Genomic DNA, 19,190 nt, shown 5'->3' with positions numbered 1-19,190 from the left:
TAACCCACAGCGAGATCAGTACGCCTCCATCGTCAGCCGATCAATCAACCCGGCTAACGTACGTGGTCACCGCACTAGTGAGCTCGTCATTCTCCGCGATCCACTTCTGAAGGTCGTCACCGACGACGGCAAGAAGCCACGAACGGCCTACCCGATTCGTGGCCTTGCGGAGCTCCTGCCTCTCGTCGTGCTCCTCAGCCACCTTGATCATGACCGGCGTACGGATCAACCGGTACTCGTTCTTGTCGAGGGGATTCCGACGGCGCGACTCCAAGACACCGGCCTCCTTGAGCTCGTCCAGGTAGACCCGAATCTGGCGATCCTTCACGCCCAGGTACTTGGCCAGCGCGCTCTGAGAGGAGATGATCCACTCGTAATCACGGCCGATCCGGTCGAGCATGAGCCAGAGTCGGAGAGCGCCGGACGAAATCGGGCTGGCCGTCAGGGAGATGAAGACCTTGGCCCAAGCCTTTCGGCTCACCTTGTCCTTGTACCGACCACGGTAGGTATCGTCCTCAAACTCGACCCTGATTAGCTCGTACTGGTTGCCGCCCCTGGTTCTGATGACCTTGATCAGCCCGAGCTCCTGCAGAGCCGACACCTCGCGCTTGATCGTCGCGACGCTCAGGTTGGTCCATTCGGCAAGCTCTTTATTTGTCACAATCGGCCAGAATTCCCGGGTCCAACGGGCGTACAGAACAGCCAGCAGGCGGATCCCGTTGTGTGAAATCTGGTCCGACCAGATGAACGTTTCGGGGAGCGAGCCGAAATATTTTTCAACGCTCTGACCTGCTACTATGGTCACAGATGAAGTCCTATCCTTCGTCTCACGGCCCGAAGTGTTCCAGCACTTGCGGGCCTTTTTGTGGCCGCTTTCAGCCCAATCAAACGGTACCAGGGTGCGCCTTCCGGACATGAATGCCAAAGCAGCCAGCGATTGTTTCCGGGCCATAAAAATGGCTCTTAAGTTCGGGTTTTTGTAAGGTCTCCACAAAAGTCAGTAACTATAGGAGGCCTAAAGTTTGTACGCCGGAGAACCCGCAGGTCAGGCCCACATAGCTCATAGGGCACCGCTGGACCGGCTCACAGAGCACCGCTGGAATGGCTCACAGGAGACCGGTTGGATAGCTCACAGAGTGCCTGCTATAAGGAGAAGTCTTATAGAGAGAAGATCCATACAGAGAAGAGCTAGAGCACCATCGCGCTGCGCGCGCTGGTGTGCAGGAACAAACCTCCGAAGTCCGAGGAACGAGGCCGGTAGGAATGGAATGGGCCCCATAGTGAGCTGGGGACGGACTGCCTGGCCATCTATACGGTCTTCGGCCGATATTTATGAGGGGACACTGGGATTCCTCGGCTATGTCTTCGGCTCCGGCCAACAACGCGGCATGGAGGTCGAGACGCTCCGGCTGCCGTCACCGGCCCTGCCGGTTCCCTAGCTCACACCTGGGACATCGAGTCCCGACGTACGGCCGAGCGGTCATGCCTCGTCCTCGCCGTAGTAGAAGTCGGCGTCCTCCTCGGAGTTCCCCAGCGCTAGGAACTCCTCCCGGGTCATGTCGCCAGGCTCCAGCGACGTCCCCGGACTATCCCACTCTGGACCATCGGCGGCGGCGGAGTCGAAGTCATCGATCATGCGCCGACCCTACTGCCGGAAAGGAGGGGAGGCCGTAGACGAGCGGTTGTCCTGATCGAAGCGGCGGACATCAGACGGAGCTTCGGGGCCGGTATCAGAAGCATCCATGGAATGGCAAATAACTTAGTAACTGGTCATAATGTGAAATTTCATACTTCCCAAAGGGCTTGCGTTTAGCAACTGTCCCCTCCGTACCCTCGTGTCCGTGATCAACTGGACAAATGCGGAAGCGGTGAATGACTCTTTCGTGCGTGCGATTCTCGTGCCCTTGTCGATCGGGGTGGTTGACGTTCCCGGTGCACCCGGTGTTGCCCTCGCTGGTGCCGACAATGATCTGGCGGCCGTGTGAGCGAGTACCAGCACGCTGCCCTTGTCCGCGAAATCATCAGCGGCTTCCCGCCGCTCACGACCGAGCAGAAGGCTCGCATCTCGATCCTGTTGGGCAGCGCGGTCCCAGCTGCCTCCGATGAGCTGGCGAGCACCAGCGACGCTGCCTGACTCCTGGGCGTCATGGTCGCGGCAAGTCGGCTCAGCCGTAGCGTGTGCGTGAGCCGGGACGAAGCCGGCGGAGGCACATGGTCACCGCTTCGGTTCGATCTTCACCGAGGTGGGGTCGAAGTAGCTGCCGTCGGCGGCCCGCCCCTGTCGGGCCGGAAGGATCGTCACGGTCATCAACGCGTCGAGGATGGCACGCTTCCGGCCGAGGTCCAGCCCTTTCCACGTGGCCCGTGTGTCCTCCGTGCCGACGACTCCGGCGAAGACGCTCCCTTGACTCGCTGCGGTGATCCGGCTCTCGACCTTCTCAAGCTGACTGCGGAGACGGGTGCTGCCTGTCACGAGCTGGCGAGCGTCGATCGCCCCGTCAGCGTGCAACATCGCCAGCTCGTCAAGCCGCGCTCGCAGAGTTACGGCTTCGACGTGCAAGGGAGCAACGTCTTCGCCTCGGTCTTGAAGGGGCAGCTCAACTGCGTCGGGTTGGGAAAGGCGTTCGACGACCAGTTCCTCTACGAACTCGTCCAGAGGCGCTGCCGTCCGCGTGACGTGGTTGCCCGGACGCCTCGGCTCTCCGCGTGGCGGGCGGCACCGATAGCACGGGTTCCGGTCCCCGCCGGAGCGGGAGCAGATAACCGTCTCCCCACACCCCCCGCAGATATAGAGGCCGGACCCGAGCCACCGTGCCCGGTTGCCCGGGGTCGTCTTGCGCCCGGGGTCATCCAGCAGCGCGACGACTGCCCGCCACGACTCTTCAGGGACGATGGCAGGCCACGAGGCCTTGCCCACGACCTCGCCCTTATATACGGCCAGACCGGCGTTCCTGGCGCGCTTGAGCACGTCCCTAAGCTCGACCGTGCTCCACTCCTTCCCGCGCGACGTCCAGACACCCGCCGCGTTGAGCGACCGGACGGCAGACCGGAGACTCGCCCCCGCGAGAAGGGCCTCAGTCGCTTTGACGATCTCCGCCGCCTCGGTCGGCTCCACCGTAACGCCGTCCTTCAGGAAGCCGAACGGGCGGATCCCGCCGCCGTACTCGCCGTTGGTTGCCATGCGCAGGCGGGCGTTTGCGACGCGGCGACTCGTGTCCCGGGACGCCTTGTTGGCCACAGCCACCATGACCCGCGCCATGGTGATACCGGCGTCGTTATCGAGTTGCAGCGACCCAGTGACCGACGCCACTGGGGGCCGTGGCTTCCGCATTTCAACGGCGTCGATCAGGTCTTCGAGGTCGCGGGGATCGCGGGTGGCCCGGTCGAGGTCGTAGGCAATCAGCCCATCGGCCTCGCCTGTCGACAGCCACGCGATCGTGTCGCGCAGACCCGGGCGGACGGTCCGCAGGCCGTAGGTGCCGTCCGGGAGCTGGATCTTTCGCCGCTTGTAGGCGGACACGTCGTTCTCCACCACGACTTTCCAGACCTTCCAACCGTGGCGGTCGGCCCACCGACGTCCGTGCTGCTCCTGGTCGTCGACTCCGGTGGTGTCCTCGTCGCGGGCGTCGCTGATTCGGCACAAGATTACGGCGCGCTGGGGGGTGTACTCGCTCATGGTGTTTAATGGTGTCATACGGAGCCCTTCGGTAAGACGACCATGCTCTCCGCCCTGCTCTCCCTGGCCCACCCTGGGGAGAGACTGCTGCTGGTCGAGGACTCCGCGGAGCTGAGGCCGCTTCACCCCCACGTCGTCCGCCTGGAGTCGCGCCCGGCCAACCTTGAGGGCGCGGGTGGTGTCGGCCTGCGCGACCTCGTCCGTCAGGCCCTGCGGATGCGCCCCGATCGGCTTGTCGTCGGAGAGGTTCGAGGGGCCGAAGTGGTTGAGCTCCTCAGCGCCTTGAACACCGGTCACGAGGGGGGCTGCGGCACCCTGCACGCCAACACCGCGACCGATGTGCCTCCCCGCCTGGAAGCACTGGGATGCGCGGCGGGCCTCAGCCGGGAGGCGGTTCACAGCCAGATCGCCGCCGCTCTGGACGTTGTCATCCACCTGGCCCGCGACCACGCCGACGGCCGTCGCCGGGTCGCCGAGATCTGCATGATGGTCCGCCGCCCCTCGGGGCTGGTCGAGGCCGAATCGGCCCTCACCTTCGCCCCGGACGGTCGGGTGACTCCAGGCCCGGGCCTGCCCGCTCTCGCGGCCCGAGCGCCCGGCATCCACACCTCGCCGGTTCTTCGTCGCGGGCCTCGTGTCCCGTCCCCTCCGCCGCAGCCGTACGGGTTTCCCGGAGCGTCCCGGGTCGAGGCTCCTTCACCGGTCACTTCCTCCGGGGGCGCTCCCCGCCGAGGTGTCGCCTCCGCACATCCCGGCAGTTCGTCTCCGGAGACCGGAGATTTTTCACGTCATCCTCCTTCACGTCCGCGAGAGTCATCGCTCGACGTCGCGGATTCATGTCCGGCGGTGTTCGCGCCCCATCGCCGCCGGAAGCCTCACCCGGACGTCCCAGATCCTCCGGGCTGCAACGAGCCGATGTCGCGACCGACGTCGTGGCCGCTGTCACGGCCGGCGCCATGATGGTGACCGCCCTGGTTCTCGCCGCTCTGGCGGCGTGGTTGTGGGCGGGAGCGGACCCGGGCACCGCCCGCCTGCGCCGGATGAGGCGTCGCCGCCCGGCGGCGTCGGGTTCTCTTCGAGAGAGGTTCACCGCCCGGGCACGGCCTTCCAGGCGTGCGGACGCCTGGCGGGTCGCGTCGATCGAGCTGTGCCAGGGTCTCGCCGCCGAGCTGGCGGCGGGGCGGACGGCGGGTGAGGCGCTGGCGCGGGCCGTGGGGGCGGCGGGGTTCCCCGATCCCGTGGCCCTGCGCCCGCTGGCCGCGGCCGCGAGAGACGGGGGCGACGTCCCCGCCGCCCTGCTGGCCGTGGCACCCGAACACGGAGGTGAGGCATTCCGGGGGCTCGCCGCCTGCTGGAAGGTGAGCGTGACCGCCGGGGCGGGCCTGGCCGTTCTCGTCGATCGTGTCGCCGGTTCCCTGCGTGAGGCGCAGGCTCATCGTCACGACGTCGCCGCCCAGCTCGCCGGTCCCCGCGCCACGGCCCGGCTGCTGGCGGGCCTGCCCGTTCTCGGCCTGCTGATGGCTGCCGGTCTCGGCATGCGCCCCCTGCACTTCCTGTTCGGCAGCCCGGCGGGCGTCGGCTGCCTGGTTGTCGGCCTCACACTCGACGCCTGCGGGCTGTGGTGGACCCACCGCCTGGTCATTCGTGCCCAGCAGGTCTGACGGTCATCTGCCAGGTCCGTCTGATCCGGTCCGCGTGGCCAGGTCCGTCTGATCCGGTCCGCGTGGCCAGGTCCGTCTGATCCGGTCCGCGTGGCCAGGTCTGTGTGACCCGGCCCGTCTGGTCCGGTCCGCGTGGTCCGGTCCACGTGACCAAGTCCACACGGCCAAATCCGCGAGGAGGAGAGAGATGATCATCTTGCTGGCCATGGTGCTCGCCGGAATCGCCGCTCGGCTGTGGAGCACCCGGAGAGAACCCGCCGACCGGCTCCGTCGCGCATGGAGCTCACTCCATCCGGCCAGGTTCCCGGGAATGCGGCAGAAGGTCGAAGCGCCCACGTTTTCCCCGCCCATGGGGACGGCTCGTGATCCCTCTCCGCGAACGATTCGCGGTGCGCCACCGCGAGCGATTGGCAGCGCGCCACCGCCAACGGCTCACGATGCGTTCGTGGGCGTGGCTCGCCATACGTCCGCAAGCGCGGCTCGCGATGCGTCCGAGGGGAGGACCTGCGATGCGTCCGCGGGGATGGCCCGCTACGCGTCCGCGGGGAGGGCTCGCGAGCCGAGGGGGAGGCGACGGCCGGGCCGGGGCGAGCTCGTGACGGCTTTCGCCCCGGGGCTGGCGGCGTTCCTGGCCGTGGGCGGTCTGCCGGGAGCGGTCGCGGGCGTCGTCGGTTTCTGGATCGCGCTGGCGGTCCTGCGGAGGCGGGAACCACCCGAACTGCGGGAGGAACGCCGGCGGGTTACGGCGGATCTGCCGCTGGCGGCCGACCTCATGGTCGCCTGCCTGCGCGCCGGCCAGCCCATCACCGGGGCCATCGACGTCACGGTGGAGGCGATCGGCGGGCCGCTCGGCGAGAGACTGGCCTGGGTGAGCGGCCAGCTGAGGCTGGGAGCCGCGCCGGAGAGCCGCCTGGCAGGCACTGGCCTCCGAGCGCTCGCTCGCCTCTCTGGCGCGGGCCATGAGCCGGGCCGCGCTGAGTGGTGCACCGGTGGCCGATGTCCTCACCAGGCTGTCCGACGACTCCCGCCATGCCGCCCGCGCCGCGTCGTCGGCGGCCGCCCAGCGGGTCGGGGTCCAGGCCGTCGCTCCCCTGGGGCTGTGTTTTCTGCCCGCCTTCGTCTTTCTGGGGATCATCCCTGTCGTGGCCGGTCTCGCCGGCGAGGTGCTGCTCCCCTAAGTTATCCACAGGTTTTTCCCCGCCAGTGCAGGGTTATCCACAGAAAAGCAGTGATGCCTGTGGATAGAGCTTCGGGAACTTCCCCAGCTAGGGCCTGAAACAGCTCCTCGCGACAGAAGGGGGCTGTTTCGTGCTTTCCATAGCCATTCCCTGCTTTCCGGGCTGTGGACAACCTGGGTTTTCCACAGAATGCCGTTCGGGCCAACAGGGCCGAGGGTGCATGGAGAACCCTGGCGTGACCGATGCCGGGCGGCGGGTCCGGTGGAAATCTCCAGGAGGAGCAGATGGCTCAAACGAGTGCTGTTCACGCGCGGCGCGGTTGGTCGCGGTGGTCACGGTGGCCGCGTGCCCGATGGGCACTGCTGACCACCGGTGCACATCGTGACCGAGGCATGTCCACCGCCGAGTACGCGGTCGGAACGATCGCCGCCTGCGCTTTCGCCGCACTTCTCTTCAAGGTGGTGACGAGTTCCGACGTCCAGCAGATGATCACAGCTCTGATCAACCGAGCGCTCACCGTGGCCGGATGATCCTCCCGGCGTCGGTGACCTCCTTCCGCCGGTCCAGAGGTTCGGTGACGGCGGAGACGGCCGCGGCTCTGCCTGCCCTCATGGTCGTGCTGGGAGCCGGGCTGTGGGCCGTGGCGGCGGTCGAGGCACAGCTGGAGTGCGTGGACGCCGCGCGGGCCGGGGCCCGGGCCGCCTCGCGCGGCGAATCCCTTGAGCGGGTCCGAGGCGGCGTCCTGTCCGTGGCTCCGGCGGGTGCCGTGGTCGAGGTGACCCGGAGCGCGGAGATGGCGCGGGTGGAGGTGTCCGTGAGCGTCAGGCCTCGCTGGGGCGCCTCGCTCCCGAGCGTGACCGTTCACGCGACCGCCGTGTCCATCACAGAGCCGGGGGCGGAGCGATAGGCCATGGCCCACTCACCGACCGTGGCTGCGGCGGCGCGGGTCATGTGCCAACCAGGGGGCGGGAAACCGGGAAATCGGGCCAGGGGGCGAGAGGAGAGGAGACGTCCATGGCAAGGCAAGAAATCGGGACGGACAGGAGAAGGGAGATCGGGGCGGATATGAGGGGAGAGGCCGATATGGATAGGAGGAGGGAGGTCGGGCCAGGGACGAGTGGAGGGGGCGGGGCGAGGATGAGCGGAGGGAAAGCGCAGCGGGGGTCGGCGACGAGCGGAGGGGGCGGGACGAGAACGAGTGGAGGGAACGCGCAGCGGGGGTCGGCGACGATCTGGACGATCGGGCTCATGGCGCTGGTCTTCGCGGTAGCGGCGGCGGTCGTGTTCGCGGGCATGGCCAGGGTCGTGCGCCATCGGGCGCAGAGTGCCGCCGACCTGAGCGCGCTCGCCGCCGCCCGGCTGGCCCTCGCGGATCCGCGCCGGAGCTGCGTGAGGGCCTCCTCGCTCGCCGCGGACAACGAGGCCAGGGTCACCCGCTGTTCTCTCGGCGATGGCGGCATCGCGGACATCGAGGTGTCCATGGAGGTCTCGCTGCCCCTGAAGGGGCCGGTGGCGATCATCGCCAGGGCACGTGCGGGCCCCGTTCACATCGCTGATCCCGGCCCTTGACGGCGGGCTGACCAAAGCCGAGATCTGGCTGTCACGTCCGAGGCACGTCCTGGGAGAGCAGGACGGCGAGAAGCCGGAGGGCTCCGGCTTTGTCGAGGGGTTCGTTGCCGTTGCCGCACTTGGGAGACTGGATGCACGACGGGCAGCCGCGTTCGCACTCGCAGGAGGCGATGGCCTCGCGGGTGGCCGTGAGCCAGTCGCGCGCGCGGGCGTACCCACGTTCGGCGAAACCGGCGCCCCCCTCGTGGCCGTCGTAGACGAAGACGGTGAGCAGCCCGGTGTCGGGGTGGAGCTCTGTGGAGACGCCCCCGATGTCCCAGCGGTCGCAGGTGGCGAAGAGCGGCAGCAGGCCGATGGAGGCGTGTTCGGCCGCGTGCGCGGCGCCGCCGAGGTCCAGGCCGTCCTCTGCCAGGGGGATGATCGCCGAGGTGGGCAGCGTCCACCAGACGGCGCGGGTCCGCAGCGTGCGCGGGGGCAGGTCGAGAGGTTCGTCCCCCATGAGCTCGCCGCTCTGGGTTCGGCGCTTGAGATAGGCCACGACCTGGCTCGTCACCTCGACCGCGCCGAAATGGAGCTCTCCCTGCCCGAGGGGGTGGGAGCGCAGGGACTCGATGACCGAGATGTCGGTGACGTCCCTGGCGAAGGTCGTGTAGTCGGGAGTCCCGGCCTCGACCAGCGCGACCCCCGCCTCCAGGTCGAGCTCGGCCACCAGGAACGTCTCTCCCTGGTGCACGTAGACGGCGCCGGTGTGCACGGCGGAGTGGGCCGAGGGCTCGTCCACTGTGCCGAGCAGCCGCCCGGTGGCCATCTCGACGACCTGAACGGGCGCGGCGCCCGCTCCCCGGATGTCGGCGAGGTCGGTGGCGCGGTTCCGGCTGGTCCAGAACCAGCCCGCGGCGCGTTCCCTGAGCAGGCCGCCCCCGACCAGGTCCGCGAGCACCTCCTTGGTGGTCGGGCCGAAGATGTCCAGCTCGTCGTGGGTGAGCGGGATCTCGGCCGCGGCCGCGCACAGGTGGGGTCCCAGCACGTACGGGTTGTCGGGGTCGAGCACGATCGTCTCCACGGGACGGCCGAACAGGGCCTCCGGGTGGTGGACGAGGTAGGTGTCCAGGGGGTCGTCCCTGGCGATCAGCACCGCCAGCGCGTCCTGACCGTCCCGCCCGGCGCGCCCGGCCTGCTGCCAGAGGGAGGCGCGGGTTCCCGGCCACCCCGCGATGAGCACGGCGTCCAGCCCGGAGACGTCGACGCCGAGTTCCAGCGCGTTGGTCGTCGCCAGGCCGAGCAGCTCGCCGGAGCGCAGTGCCCTTTCCAGGCCCCTGCGATCTTCGGCCAGGTATCCCGCCCGGTAGGCCGCGACCTTGCCGGGCAGGTCCGCGGGAGCCTCCCCGTCGATGACGAGGTCCTGGAGTTTGGCCCGCGTGGTGAGGGCCACGGTCTCGGCGGCCCGGCGGGAGCGGACGAAGGCCAGGGTCCGTACGTCGGAGGCGACGAGGTCGGCCAGGAGGTCCGCGCTCTCGGCGGTCGCCGGGCGGCGGACAGGGGCGCCGCCCTCGCCGCGCAGATCGGTCAGGGGTGGCTCCCACAGCGCGAAGGTGGTTGCGCCCCGGGGGGAGGTGTCCGTGGTCACCTCGGCCATCTGGAGGCCTGTCAGGCGCCTCGCGAAGATCCCGGGCTCGCTGGCCGTCGCCGAGGAGAGCAGAAAGGTCGGCTGGGAGCCGTAGCGCGCGCAGATCCGGCGGAGGCGGCGCAGGATCTGCGCGACGTGGGAGCCGAACACGCCCCGGTAGCCGTGGCACTCGTCCACGACGACCATCCTGAGCCGCCGCCAGAAGGGCGACCACTGGGCATGGCGGGGCAGCAGGCCGCGATGGAGCATGTCCGGGTTGGTGAGGACGTAGTTGGCGTGCTTGCGCACCCAGGCCCTCTCCTCGAAGGAGGTGTCGCCGTCGTAGGTGGCGGCCCGGAGCCCGGGAGGGTCGAGCTCGCGCAGCGCGCGGAGCTGGTCCGCGGCCAGTGCCTTGCTGGGCGACAGATAGAGGATCGTGCCGCCTTCGAGCGTGGAGGAGAGTGCCGGGACCAGGTAAGAGAGGGACTTGCCCGATGCGGTCCCTGTGGAGATGATCACGTTTTGGCCACGGTGGATCAAGTCCGCGGCCTCGGCCTGATGCGGCCACAGGCCAGAAATACCGTGGTTCGCCCAGCGCGTAACCAGTCGCTGGTCGACCCAGTCCGGCCATCCGGTCTCACCCGCCTGACGTGCGGGAACGTGCTCCACGTGGGTCACGCGCTCCCGACGTGCGGGAACATTGAGGAGGCGGCTGAGTGCGGTGCCCGCTCTGAGGGGCGAGGATGAGGGCGGGGTCACTGGTTTCCAGTCTCACATCTGTGGGCAGAGTCGCCGGGAATCGTGATTTCGTATAGACACTGAGCGTACGCATGGTTGAATGCCGCGCGTCAGGGCTTGTCGTCCGGGGGTCACCCGGCCCCAGGAGGCATGCTCTAATCAGTACTTTCGCAGGCAAGGCGCTGGAGGATCTGTGGATCTGAAGTTGGACCACCATTCCGAGGACCGTCTCACCATCGTTGAGGTCGAGGGTGAGATCGATGTCTACACCGCGCCCAGATTGCGTGAGCTCCTGATCGACCTGGTCAACAAGGGGAATTTCCACCTGCTCGTCAACATGGAGAAGGTCGACTTCCTTGACTCCACGGGCCTTGGTGTCCTGGTCGGCGGGCTCAAGCGAGTTAGGGCGCACGATGGCTCACTGGAGCTTGTCTGCACCCAGGAGCGCATCCTGAAGATTTTCCGGATCACCGGGCTGACGAAGGTCTTCGGGATCTACGCCTCGGTCGACGAGGCCAAGGAAGCTCACGGTCGAGACAAGTAGTCGTGGCTACCGTCGAGTTGACGTTCAGCGCTCTCCCCGCGCATGTGCGAACGGCGCGCCTGGTGGCCACGGCTATCGCCAGGCGCACCGGCGTGCAGGAGTCGTTGCTGGACGAGGTAAGGCTCGCTGTCGGAGAGGCATGCTCACGGGCCGTGGAGGCACATCGCCTCCACTGTCCGGGAGAGCCGATCCGGATCGAGCTACGTGATGACTCGGGGCGTTTCGAGGTGACAGTCACCGACTCCGCCCCCAGTGACGAGCTGGAGCATGATCGTGCCCTTCTGGGGTTCGACGATCCGTTCGGGCAGCTTCCCGATGACCTGATGGCCGGTTTCGGCATCGCGGTCATCGCGGGGCTGGCCGACGACGTTCAGGTCTACCCGAGCCAGAAGGGCATGTGCATTCGCATGAGCTGGCCGGCGGCGACGAACGGACTGTCTCCGGTCTGACAAGAAGACTTCGGCGGCCGGGCGTGTCCACATGGACGCGCCCGGCTGTTCGTTGCAGGGAGTGGGCGGGTCGGCCGGGGGAATCCCGCGGCGTCCACGTGGACGTGCCCGGCTGTTCGCCCGTGGAGGGGTAGGCGGCCGGTTGGCCGGAAAAACCTCCCGATCCGGGAGGGGGGCCAAAGGAGACCCGCGACCCGGCTGTTCGTCCGGGAAGGTGGTCGTCGTCCGGCCGGAGGGGCCCGTGAGGCCACACGGACATGTCCGGGAGGGTTGGCGGCCGGTCGGGCCGAAGGGCCGTCTGTGACGTCCACACGGACGCGCCCGGTCGTTCCCCGAGGGGATTTTAATTTCGGACAAAACTTAATTTGAATGTTTCTTGTCTGAAATTGAGGGGAAACAGGGCTCCCGGGACAGGTGTGACGGGTGAAATGACCTCATAAGCAGGTCGGTCGCCGAGAGGTGCCGGTCGTGTCGTCAATTGGGCGCTGGCAGAGGCTTCATATCCGCGTCGTCGCTGCGTAGACTCCCGGAACCGGCCAAGGTTTATCCTTCGGAGCGGCCCGCACGCGAGCCGCACTCCGTGGGGGTCTGCAACTGGAAGCGGCACTGCCAACCATCCCGGACGTGCGCCGCTTCAGCCTCCTAACACTCACCGCAGCGCACTCCGGGCAGGACGTGTTCCCGTCTTGCCAAGGAGAGTCGGATGTCTGTGCTCCATCTCGCCGCTGCAGAGCCAGCGGTGTCCCTGAGTGGTTACCACTTCAACATCGTGATCGTGGTCGCCGTCGTCGCCCTGCTCGCACTCGCCGTCGCCGGCACGTTGGTGCGGGAGGTGCTGGCCGCCGATCAAGGCACCGAACGTATGCAGAACATCGCGAGAGCCGTCCAGGAAGGGGCTTCCGCGTACCTTACGCGGCAGTTCCGGACGCTCGCGCTATTCGTCATCCTGATCCCATTCCTGCTGTATCTTCTCCCCGCCGAGACGACCAGCGTGAGGATCGGCAGATCGGCTTTCTTCGTCGTCGGCGCGCTGTTCTCCGCGCTGACCGGATTCATCGGCATGTGGCTGGCGGTCCGTGGCAACGTCCGCGTCGCCGCCGCGGCCCGCGCGTCCGGTGAGAAGGTCGCCATGCGGATCGCCTTCCGCACCGGTGGCGTGGCCGGAATGATCACCGTTGGCCTCGGCCTCTTCGGCGCGGCCGTGGTGGTGATCACCTACGGGGGCGACGCCCCGGCCGTGCTGGAGGGCTTCGGCTTCGGCGCCGCGCTGCTCGCCATGTTCATGCGAGTCGGCGGAGGCATCTTCACCAAGGCCGCCGACGTCGGCGCCGACCTGGTCGGCAAGGTCGAGCAGGGCATTCCCGAGGACGATCCGCGCAACGCCGCCACCATCGCCGACAACGTCGGCGACAACGTGGGCGACTGCGCGGGCATGGCCGCCGACCTGTTCGAGTCCTACGCGGTCATGCTGGTCGCCAGCCTCATCCTGGGCAGGGTGGCCTTCGGCACCGAGGGACTGGTGTTCCCGCTGATCGTGCCCATGATCGGTGTGATCACGGCGATCATCGGCATCTTCGTCACCGCCCCGCGCGCCGGCGACCGCAACGCGATGGCCGCGATCAACCGGGGTTTCTTCATCTCGGCGGCCATCTCGGCGATCCTCGTCGCCGTCGCGGCCTACCTCTACCTGCCGGCCAGCTTCTCCGGCCTGACCGGTGTGAGCCCGGAGATCGCCGCGGTCACCTCGGACCCGCGCCTGATCGCGATCGGGGCGGTGCTCATCGGCCTGGTGCTGGCGAGCGCCATCCAGATCCTCACCGGCTACTTCACCGAGACGAACCGCCGCCCGGTGCGGGACATCGGCGAGAGCTCCCGTACGGGCCCCGCCACGGTCATCCTGTCCGGCATCAGCGTCGGCCTGGAGTCGGCGGTCTACTCCGCGCTGATCATCGGAGCCGCCGTCTACGGGGCCTTCCTGCTGGGCTTCGGCAACGTCACGATCGCCCTGTTCGCCGTGGCACTGGCGGGCACCGGCCTGCTGACCACGGTCGGCGTGATCGTGTCGATGGACACCTTCGGCCCGGTCTCCGACAACGCCCAGGGCATCGCCGAGATGTCCGGCGACGTCGAGGGCGAGGGCGCGCAGGTGCTCACCTCGCTGGACGCCGTCGGCAACACCACCAAGGCGATCACCAAGGGCATCGCGATCGCCACCGCCGTGCTCGCCGCGACCGCGCTGTTCGGCGCGTTCCGTACGGCGGTCGAGACCCAGCTGACGAGCGCGACGCAGAGCGTGAAGGAGGCGCTGGGCCCGTTCAGCACGTTCAGCCTGAGCGTCGACTCCCCGAACGTGCTGGTCGGTCTGATCATCGGCGCCGCGGTGGTGTTCATGTTCTCCGGCCTGGCGATCATGGCGGTCGGCCGCGCGGCCGGGCGGGTGGTCTTCGAGGTACGCGAGCAGTTCCGCACCAAGCCGGGGATCATGGCCGGGACGGAGCTGCCCGACTACGGCAGGGTCGTCGACATCTGCACCCGCGACTCGCTGCGGGAGCTGGCCACGCCCGGCCTGCTGGCCGTGCTGACCCCGATCGCCGTCGGTTTCGCCCTCGGGTACGCCCCGCTCGGCGCGTTCCTGGCCGGTGCCATCGCGTGCGGCACGCTCATGGCGGTGTTCCTGGCCAACTCCGGTGGTGCCTGGGACAACGCCAAGAAGCTGGTCGAGGACGGCCACCACGGTGGCAAGGGCTCGCCGGCCCATGAGGCCACCATCATCGGTGACACCGTCGGCGACCCGTTCAAGGACACCGCCGGACCGGCGATCAACCCGCTCCTCAAGGTGATGAACCTCGTGGCGCTGCTGATCGCTCCGGCCGTGGTGACCTACGCCGACAGCCCCGTGCTGCGCATCGGCATCACGGTGCTGGCCGTCGGCGTCGTCGTCGGCGCGGTGGTCGTCTCCAAGCGTCGTTCGGCGAGTATCGCCCCGACGGAGGAGAACAACTCCGACCGGAAGCCGGAGCCGGTCTCCAGCTGAGCAAGGTTTGACGAAGGGGTGCACGGGCCGCGTGCACCCCTTCGGCGTGTGCGGGCCACCCCAATGGGAAACTGGCCGGTATGGAACAGCAGCCCTCCGGAGGCAAGACACTCGTCCTCATCCTGCTGGCGATGGCCGCGGTGTTCGCGGTGATCGTGGGTCTCGCCGTGTGGGCGTCGCGATGACGGCACGCACGCTCGTCGTCCTGCGTCACGCCAAGGCGGTTCACACCTCCGGCCTCGCCGACCGCGAGCGTCCCCTCACCGATGTCGGCGAGCGCGACGCCCTCAGGGTCGGCGCGGCCCTCGCCGACATGGACCTCACCCCCGACCTGGTGCTCTGCTCGCCGTCGGTACGGACCAGGCAGACCGCTGACCTGGCACTACCCGGTGCGGAGATCCTGATCGAACCGGCCATATACGAGGCGTACTCCGACGAGCTGCTCACGCTGATCCGGCGGAGCGACCCGGAGGTCCGCACGCTGGTCCTGGTCGGCCACAACCCCGGGGTCCACGAACTGGTCAGGCAGCTCACCACCGTCGACGGCGACACCGGATTCCCGCCCGGCGCTTTCGCCGTCATCGAGGTCGACGGGGAGTGGGCCGGGCTCGACTCCGGTCGCGGGATCGCCCACTGGAAACCCAAGAAGCGGTGAGATCCGGCCGGGTCAACGGTCGGCGGCGGTGACACCGTCCTCGGCGTCGGCGTCCTCCACCTCGGCGCGGGGGATGCCGAGCAGATAGAGGATCGAGTCGAGATAGGGCACGTTGACCGCGGTGTCGGCGGCGCGGCGGACCACCGGCTTGGCGTTGAACGCGATGCCGAGACCGGCCGCCGCGATCATGTCCAGGTCGTTGGCGCCGTCGCCGATGGCCACGGTCTGGCTGATCGGGATGCCCGCCTCGCGGGCGAAGCGCTCCAGCGCCCGCGCCTTGCCCGGCCGGTCGACGATCTCGCCGACGACCCGCCCGGTCAGCACGCCGTCGACGACCTCCAGGGTGTTGGCCGCGGAGTAGTCGATCCCGAGGTCCTCCACGAGGGCGTCGGTGAGCTGCGTGAACCCGCCGCTGACGATCGCGAACCGGTAGTCGAGCCGCTTGAGCGTCCGCACCAGCGTCCGGGCGCCGGGAGTCAGCACGAGCTCCTCGCGTACCTTCTCGAAGACCTCCTCCGAGAGGCCCTCGAGCAGCGCGACCCGGCGGCGCAGCGACTCGGCGAAGTCGAGCTCGCCGCGCATCGCCTCCTCGGTGACCCTGGCGACCTCCTCCAGGCAGCCGGCGTGCGCCGCCAGCAGCTCGATCACCTCGGCCTGGATGAGCGTCGAGTCGACGTCCATCACGATCAGCCGCTTGGCCCTGCGGTGCAGGCCGGTCCGCTGCACGGCCACGTCGACCTGCTGGACGTGCGCCTCGATGGCAAGCTCCGCCCTGAGGGTGTCGGGGTCGGCGCCGGAGAGGGACAGCTCGATGCAGGTCACCGGGTAGCTGGACAGGCGCTCGATCCGGTCGATGTTGGCACCGGCCGCGGCGATCCGCCCCGCGATGCCCGCCATGGCGGCGGGCTGCAGCGGCGAGCCGAGCACGGTGACGTCGAGCCGCCCCCTGCGCCGCTTCTCCTTGGGGTCGGAGCCGGTGGACAGCTCCACCTGCAGGCCGAGGTCCTCGGCGGTCCGCTCGACGGCGGTCCACAGGGCCCCGAGGGTGCCGCCGGTGCCGGTCGGCGTGTCACCCGCGTACGAGACGAGGACGCCGAGGGTGAGCCGGCCGCGGATGACGACCTGCTCCACGTCGGCGACGATGACGGGGAAGCCGGCCAGGACCGAGAAGAGGCGCGAGGTCACGCCCGGTCGGTCGGGGCCGTTCAACGTGATCAGAAGCGTGCGCTGGTTCATCGGTTCCTACGGTACTTGGCTCCGGATTCGACCGTGAATGCGGTTCATCATCCGGACGCCTGGAGTTCGCGGGGCCCTCAGGTCCCATGTCACCTGCGACTGTCTTCATGAACTCATGACGACCCTTCCCATGGAGCCGCGCCTCGCCCGCTACAGCGTCGGGCTGGCAGCTACCGCCGTCGAGATGCGCGAGGCCCAGCGCCTGCGCCACCGCGTCTTCGCCGAGGAGATGGGCGCCCGGCTGGACAGTCCCATCACCGGCCTGGACGTCGATCCGCTCGACGCCTACTGCGATCACCTTCTGGTGAAATGCGACGACACGGGGGAGGTCGTCGGCACCTACCGGCTGCTCGCCCCTCGCCGCGCCGATCGCCTCTACTCCGACTCCGAGTTCGACCTCGGCGCGCTGGCCGGCATCCGGGGGAACATGGTCGAGGCCGGCAGGGCCTGCGTGCACCCGAGCCACCGGAGTGGTGCGGTGCTCGGGCTGATGTGGACGGGAATCGCCCGCTACATGGTGGCCGGGGGGTACGGCTGGCTGGCCGGGTGCTGCTCGGTGCCGGTGGCCGACGCCGCCGGGATCATGGAGCGGGTGCCGCTCTCCCCGCCGGGCTACCGTGTCACGCCGCACCGTCCCTGGCGGGCGGGCCCGGTCTCAGGCTCCCCTCGCCGGAGAAGCGATCCGGCCGGCTCCGCTTCGGCGCCCTCGATCGCGCCCGGATCCGTGCCGTCACAGCGGGAGGACGCCTCGGAGCGCACGGCCGCCACCGGGCAGGGACGGCCGCCGCTGCCGTCGCTGCTGCGCGGGTACATGAGGCTGGGCGCCTGGGTCTGCGGCCCGCCCGCCCACGATCCCGACTTCGGCACGGCCGACTTCTTCGTCCTGCTCTCGATGGCCGAGGCGGACCCCCGCTACCTGCGCTACTTCCTGGGAACCACATCATGAACCCGTGGGTGCCGGTGGCGCCGTGCACGCCCGAGGCCTGCCTGTTCCCGCCGGGGTCGAGGGCCGCCGGGCCGCGCAGGGCGCTGCGGCTGGTGGCGGCCGTACTGATCGTCCTGGCGGGGGTGGCGCTCGCGCTCGCGGCCCGCGGGCTCGGTACGCCGAGCAGGGCCCGGCTGACGAGCGCCTGGTCCCGGCTGGTGCTGCGGGCCATCGGTATACGGATCGAGGTGCGGCAGGGGTTCGCGTTCATGGCCGGATCGGTCTCCGGGCCTCGTCCGGTCACCGGCGGGCCGTCCGGGGCCGCTCCGCTGGTCGTGGCCAACCACGTGTCGTGGCTGGACCCGCTCGTCATGGCGGCGGTCCTGCCGTGCCGCCCGCTCGCCAAGCAGGAGGTCAGGGCGTGGCCGGTGGTCGGCCTGCTGGCGGCGGGCGCGGGCGCGCTGTTCATCGACAGGGACCGGCTCCTCGCGCTGCCCGAGGCCGTCGACGGTGTGGCCGCGGCGCTCGCCGACGGCCATCCGGTGGTGGCCTTTCCCGAGGGGACGACCTGGTGCGGGCGCGGGATGGGCTCCTTCAGGCCCGCCGTGTTCCAGGCGGCCCTGGACGCCGGGGCCCCGGTCAGACCGGTGGCGATCAGGTATCTGGAAGGCGAGGACACCCTGGCCACCGGGCCCGCCTACGTCGGTGACGATTTCCTGTGGGCCTCGGTCCGCCGTGTGGTGGCCGTCCGGCGGCTGACGGTGGAGGTGACGATGCTGCCCGCGGTGTGGGGACGAGACCGCAGGGAACTGGCCTGGGCCACCGAGTCGTCCGTCGCCTCGGTGCTGGTCGCCGGGGCCGCGCACGGGCTCCCTGTCGCCGCCTGAACCGAGCGGCGGACCATCTCCGCCTGCGGGTGTCTCGACGTCCGGCGCCCGGAGCCGCTTCCGAGCTGCTTCCGAGCCGGTCCCGAGCTGTTTCCGAGCCGGTCCCGAGCTGTTTCCGAGCCGGTCCCGAGCTGTTTCCGAGCCGGTCCCGAGCCGATCCCGCGTTCCGGCCCCGGTCAGGCCCCGGTCAGGCCGAGCCCAGATAGGCGATGACGGCCGCCACCCGGCGGTGGGTGTCGGGGCTGTTCTCCAGGGCCAGCTTCATGAAGATCGAGTTGACGTGCTTCTCGATCGCGGAGACCGACAGGTGCAGGGTGCGGGCGATGCCCCCGTTGGACAGGCCGTGCGCCATCTCCCTGAGCACGTCCAGCTCCCTGGGCGTCAGCTCGGCGGGCGGGGGACCGCCGCGTACCCCGCGCTTGGCCAGCAGGCCCTCCACCACCTTGGGATCGATCACCGAGCCGCCCCCGGCCACCGACCTGATCGCGCCGAGCAGCTCGTCGATGTCACCGACCCGGTCCTTGAGCAGGTACGCGCGGCCCTCGGTGCCGTCCCTGAACAGGTCCAGGGCGAACATCGCGTCGGAGAACTGGGAGAGCACCACGACCCCGATGTCCCGTGAGGCGGCGCGGATGCGGTGTGCCGCGTCGATGCCCTCCATTCCGGGACGGACGAGGCCGGCTGAGCCCGGCATCCGGATGTCGGTGACCACCACGTCGGGACGCAACCGCCTGGCGGCGTCGAGCAACTCGTCCGCGGTGCCCACGGCGGCCACCACCTCGATCTCGCCGGAGGTCTCCAGGAGCCTGCGAGTGCCCTCGCGAACCAGGTAGTGGTCCTCGGCCAGGACGATTCTCAGTTCAGCCATGGATCGCCTGCCGTCCGGAACTCGCCATGGGGAGATCCTGTCCGGTACGCGGGCGCCGTGTACATGAGGTTGCCCGCACCCTTGCCGGGAACCGGGTCGGCGAAAGCCGGCCGTCCTCCCCGGAGGGGTATTCGTCGGAACGTGAAGTTCCGGAACGCGGAAAA

General features: G+C 69.0%; 19 protein-coding genes and 1 pseudogene. 14 read left to right on the top strand and 6 right to left on the bottom strand.

Going from position 1 to position 19,190, the window contains the following annotated elements; translation table 11 throughout:
- Nucleotides 1-40 precede the first annotated feature (40 nt).
- A complete protein-coding gene (locus ACSDR0_RS24605; protein WP_435291225.1) occupies nucleotides 41-805 on the bottom strand; it encodes a helix-turn-helix domain-containing protein in 765 nt (254 codons plus the stop codon).
- A 675-nt stretch (nucleotides 806-1,480) separates the two neighbouring features.
- Nucleotides 1,481-1,636 (bottom strand): hypothetical protein, encoded by a 156-nt coding sequence (locus ACSDR0_RS24600; protein ID WP_435291224.1) that lies wholly within the window; start codon nucleotides 1,634-1,636, stop codon nucleotides 1,481-1,483.
- A 205-nt stretch (nucleotides 1,637-1,841) separates the two neighbouring features.
- On the opposite strand from ACSDR0_RS24600, the gene ACSDR0_RS24595 reads away from it, so the two are divergent.
- Both ACSDR0_RS24595 and ACSDR0_RS24590 read left to right on the top strand, forming a co-directional pair.
- Entirely contained in the window at nucleotides 1,842-1,985 is a 144-nt protein-coding gene (locus ACSDR0_RS24595; protein ID WP_435291223.1) for a hypothetical protein, read from the top strand.
- Nucleotides 1,982-2,134, top strand: a complete 153-nt coding sequence (locus ACSDR0_RS24590; RefSeq protein WP_435291222.1) for a hypothetical protein — start codon at nucleotides 1,982-1,984, stop codon at nucleotides 2,132-2,134. The genes ACSDR0_RS24595 and ACSDR0_RS24590 overlap by 4 nt, the downstream gene beginning before the upstream one ends.
- 81 nt (nucleotides 2,135-2,215) lie before the next feature.
- On the opposite strand, the gene ACSDR0_RS24585 is transcribed toward ACSDR0_RS24590, so the two are convergent.
- Nucleotides 2,216-3,676, bottom strand: a complete 1,461-nt coding sequence (locus ACSDR0_RS24585; protein ID WP_435291230.1) for a recombinase family protein — start codon at nucleotides 3,674-3,676, stop codon at nucleotides 2,216-2,218.
- A gap of 30 nt (nucleotides 3,677-3,706) precedes the next feature.
- Here ACSDR0_RS24585 and ACSDR0_RS24580 point away from each other — a divergent pair.
- The 6 genes and pseudogenes from ACSDR0_RS24580 to ACSDR0_RS24555 form a co-directional block, all read left to right on the top strand.
- Nucleotides 3,707-4,267, top strand: a pseudogene (locus ACSDR0_RS24580) (CpaF family protein); the annotation flags it as partial.
- Between the two features lie 341 nt (nucleotides 4,268-4,608).
- Nucleotides 4,609-5,337, top strand: coding sequence for a type II secretion system F family protein (locus tag ACSDR0_RS24575; protein WP_435291221.1), 729 nt, complete (start codon nucleotides 4,609-4,611; stop codon nucleotides 5,335-5,337).
- 959 nt (nucleotides 5,338-6,296) lie between these two features.
- Nucleotides 6,297-6,515, top strand: a complete 219-nt coding sequence (locus tag ACSDR0_RS24570) for a hypothetical protein (RefSeq protein ID WP_435291220.1) — start codon at nucleotides 6,297-6,299, stop codon at nucleotides 6,513-6,515.
- A gap of 392 nt (nucleotides 6,516-6,907) precedes the next feature.
- Entirely contained in the window at nucleotides 6,908-7,045 is a 138-nt protein-coding gene (locus ACSDR0_RS24565) for a DUF4244 domain-containing protein (protein ID WP_435291219.1), read from the top strand.
- Complete coding sequence (locus tag ACSDR0_RS24560; RefSeq protein WP_435291218.1) at nucleotides 7,042-7,422, top strand: TadE family type IV pilus minor pilin; 381 nt, start codon at nucleotides 7,042-7,044, stop codon at nucleotides 7,420-7,422. Before ACSDR0_RS24565 ends, ACSDR0_RS24560 begins: the two co-directional genes overlap by 4 nt.
- Before the next feature lie 107 nt (nucleotides 7,423-7,529).
- Nucleotides 7,530-8,084, top strand: a complete 555-nt coding sequence (locus ACSDR0_RS24555; RefSeq protein ID WP_435291217.1) for an Rv3654c family TadE-like protein — start codon at nucleotides 7,530-7,532, stop codon at nucleotides 8,082-8,084.
- A gap of 31 nt (nucleotides 8,085-8,115) precedes the next feature.
- Here ACSDR0_RS24555 and ACSDR0_RS24550 read toward each other — a convergent pair whose 3' ends face one another.
- Nucleotides 8,116-10,368 (bottom strand): DEAD/DEAH box helicase, encoded by a 2,253-nt coding sequence (locus ACSDR0_RS24550; protein ID WP_435291216.1) that lies wholly within the window; start codon nucleotides 10,366-10,368, stop codon nucleotides 8,116-8,118.
- 253 nt (nucleotides 10,369-10,621) lie between these two features.
- On the opposite strand from ACSDR0_RS24550, the gene ACSDR0_RS24545 reads away from it, so the two are divergent.
- The 4 genes from ACSDR0_RS24545 (at nucleotide 10,622) to ACSDR0_RS24530 (ending at nucleotide 15,110) form a co-directional block, all read left to right on the top strand.
- Nucleotides 10,622-10,972, top strand: a complete 351-nt coding sequence (locus ACSDR0_RS24545; RefSeq protein ID WP_030916965.1) for an STAS domain-containing protein — start codon at nucleotides 10,622-10,624, stop codon at nucleotides 10,970-10,972.
- Between the two features lie 2 nt (nucleotides 10,973-10,974).
- On the top strand, nucleotides 10,975-11,421 hold the full coding sequence (locus ACSDR0_RS24540) for an ATP-binding protein (protein ID WP_435291215.1): 447 nt from the start codon (nucleotides 10,975-10,977) through the stop codon (nucleotides 11,419-11,421).
- A gap of 703 nt (nucleotides 11,422-12,124) precedes the next feature.
- Nucleotides 12,125-14,455: a sodium-translocating pyrophosphatase gene (locus ACSDR0_RS24535; RefSeq protein WP_435291214.1), complete on the top strand. Its 2,331-nt coding sequence runs from the start codon at nucleotides 12,125-12,127 to the stop codon at nucleotides 14,453-14,455.
- A 181-nt stretch (nucleotides 14,456-14,636) separates the two neighbouring features.
- Complete coding sequence (locus ACSDR0_RS24530; RefSeq protein ID WP_435291213.1) at nucleotides 14,637-15,110, top strand: SixA phosphatase family protein; 474 nt, start codon at nucleotides 14,637-14,639, stop codon at nucleotides 15,108-15,110.
- A gap of 12 nt (nucleotides 15,111-15,122) precedes the next feature.
- Here ACSDR0_RS24530 and serB read toward each other — a convergent pair whose 3' ends face one another.
- Nucleotides 15,123-16,346 (bottom strand): phosphoserine phosphatase SerB, encoded by a 1,224-nt coding sequence (serB, locus tag ACSDR0_RS24525; RefSeq protein ID WP_435291212.1) that lies wholly within the window; start codon nucleotides 16,344-16,346, stop codon nucleotides 15,123-15,125.
- A gap of 115 nt (nucleotides 16,347-16,461) precedes the next feature.
- On the opposite strand from serB, the gene ACSDR0_RS24520 reads away from it, so the two are divergent.
- Together ACSDR0_RS24520 and ACSDR0_RS24515 are read left to right on the top strand one after the other, a co-directional pair.
- On the top strand, nucleotides 16,462-17,292 hold the full coding sequence (locus tag ACSDR0_RS24520) for a GNAT family N-acetyltransferase (protein ID WP_435291211.1): 831 nt from the start codon (nucleotides 16,462-16,464) through the stop codon (nucleotides 17,290-17,292).
- Entirely contained in the window at nucleotides 17,289-18,158 is an 870-nt protein-coding gene (locus ACSDR0_RS24515) for a lysophospholipid acyltransferase family protein (protein WP_435291210.1), read from the top strand. Before ACSDR0_RS24520 ends, ACSDR0_RS24515 begins: the two co-directional genes overlap by 4 nt.
- A 187-nt stretch (nucleotides 18,159-18,345) precedes the next feature.
- Here ACSDR0_RS24515 and ACSDR0_RS24510 read toward each other — a convergent pair whose 3' ends face one another.
- A complete protein-coding gene (locus tag ACSDR0_RS24510; protein WP_435291209.1) occupies nucleotides 18,346-19,026 on the bottom strand; it encodes a response regulator transcription factor in 681 nt (226 codons plus the stop codon).
- Nucleotides 19,027-19,190: the final 164 nt, after the last annotated feature.

Source organism: Streptosporangium sp. G11 (assembly GCF_051192615.1).
GTDB lineage: Bacteria > Actinomycetota > Actinomycetes > Streptosporangiales > Streptosporangiaceae > Streptosporangium.
Note: the sequence above shows the minus strand (reverse complement) of the source record. Positions and strands in the feature narration are given on the sequence as shown.

What these genes read in the sequence shown, in the direction of transcription:
- ACSDR0_RS24585 (WP_435291230.1), bottom strand. Translation starts at nt 3,676, where the DNA reads ATGAGCGAGTACACCCCCCAGCGCGCCGTAATCTTGTGCCGAATCAGC.
- ACSDR0_RS24515 (WP_435291210.1), top strand. Translation starts at nt 17,289, where the DNA reads ATGAACCCGTGGGTGCCGGTGGCGCCGTGCACGCCCGAGGCCTGCCTG.
- ACSDR0_RS24560 (WP_435291218.1), top strand. Translation starts at nt 7,042, where the DNA reads ATGATCCTCCCGGCGTCGGTGACCTCCTTCCGCCGGTCCAGAGGTTCG.
- ACSDR0_RS24555 (WP_435291217.1), top strand. Translation starts at nt 7,530, where the DNA reads ATGGCAAGGCAAGAAATCGGGACGGACAGGAGAAGGGAGATCGGGGCG.
- ACSDR0_RS24600 (WP_435291224.1), bottom strand. Translation starts at nt 1,636, where the DNA reads ATGATCGATGACTTCGACTCCGCCGCCGCCGATGGTCCAGAGTGGGAT.
- ACSDR0_RS24565 (WP_435291219.1), top strand. Translation starts at nt 6,908, where the DNA reads ATGTCCACCGCCGAGTACGCGGTCGGAACGATCGCCGCCTGCGCTTTC.
- ACSDR0_RS24530 (WP_435291213.1), top strand. Translation starts at nt 14,637, where the DNA reads ATGACGGCACGCACGCTCGTCGTCCTGCGTCACGCCAAGGCGGTTCAC.
- ACSDR0_RS24535 (WP_435291214.1), top strand. Translation starts at nt 12,125, where the DNA reads ATGTCTGTGCTCCATCTCGCCGCTGCAGAGCCAGCGGTGTCCCTGAGT.
- ACSDR0_RS24570 (WP_435291220.1), top strand. Translation starts at nt 6,297, where the DNA reads ATGAGCCGGGCCGCGCTGAGTGGTGCACCGGTGGCCGATGTCCTCACC.
- serB (WP_435291212.1), bottom strand. Translation starts at nt 16,346, where the DNA reads ATGAACCAGCGCACGCTTCTGATCACGTTGAACGGCCCCGACCGACCG.
- ACSDR0_RS24510 (WP_435291209.1), bottom strand. Translation starts at nt 19,026, where the DNA reads ATGGCTGAACTGAGAATCGTCCTGGCCGAGGACCACTACCTGGTTCGC.
- ACSDR0_RS24520 (WP_435291211.1), top strand. Translation starts at nt 16,462, where the DNA reads ATGACGACCCTTCCCATGGAGCCGCGCCTCGCCCGCTACAGCGTCGGG.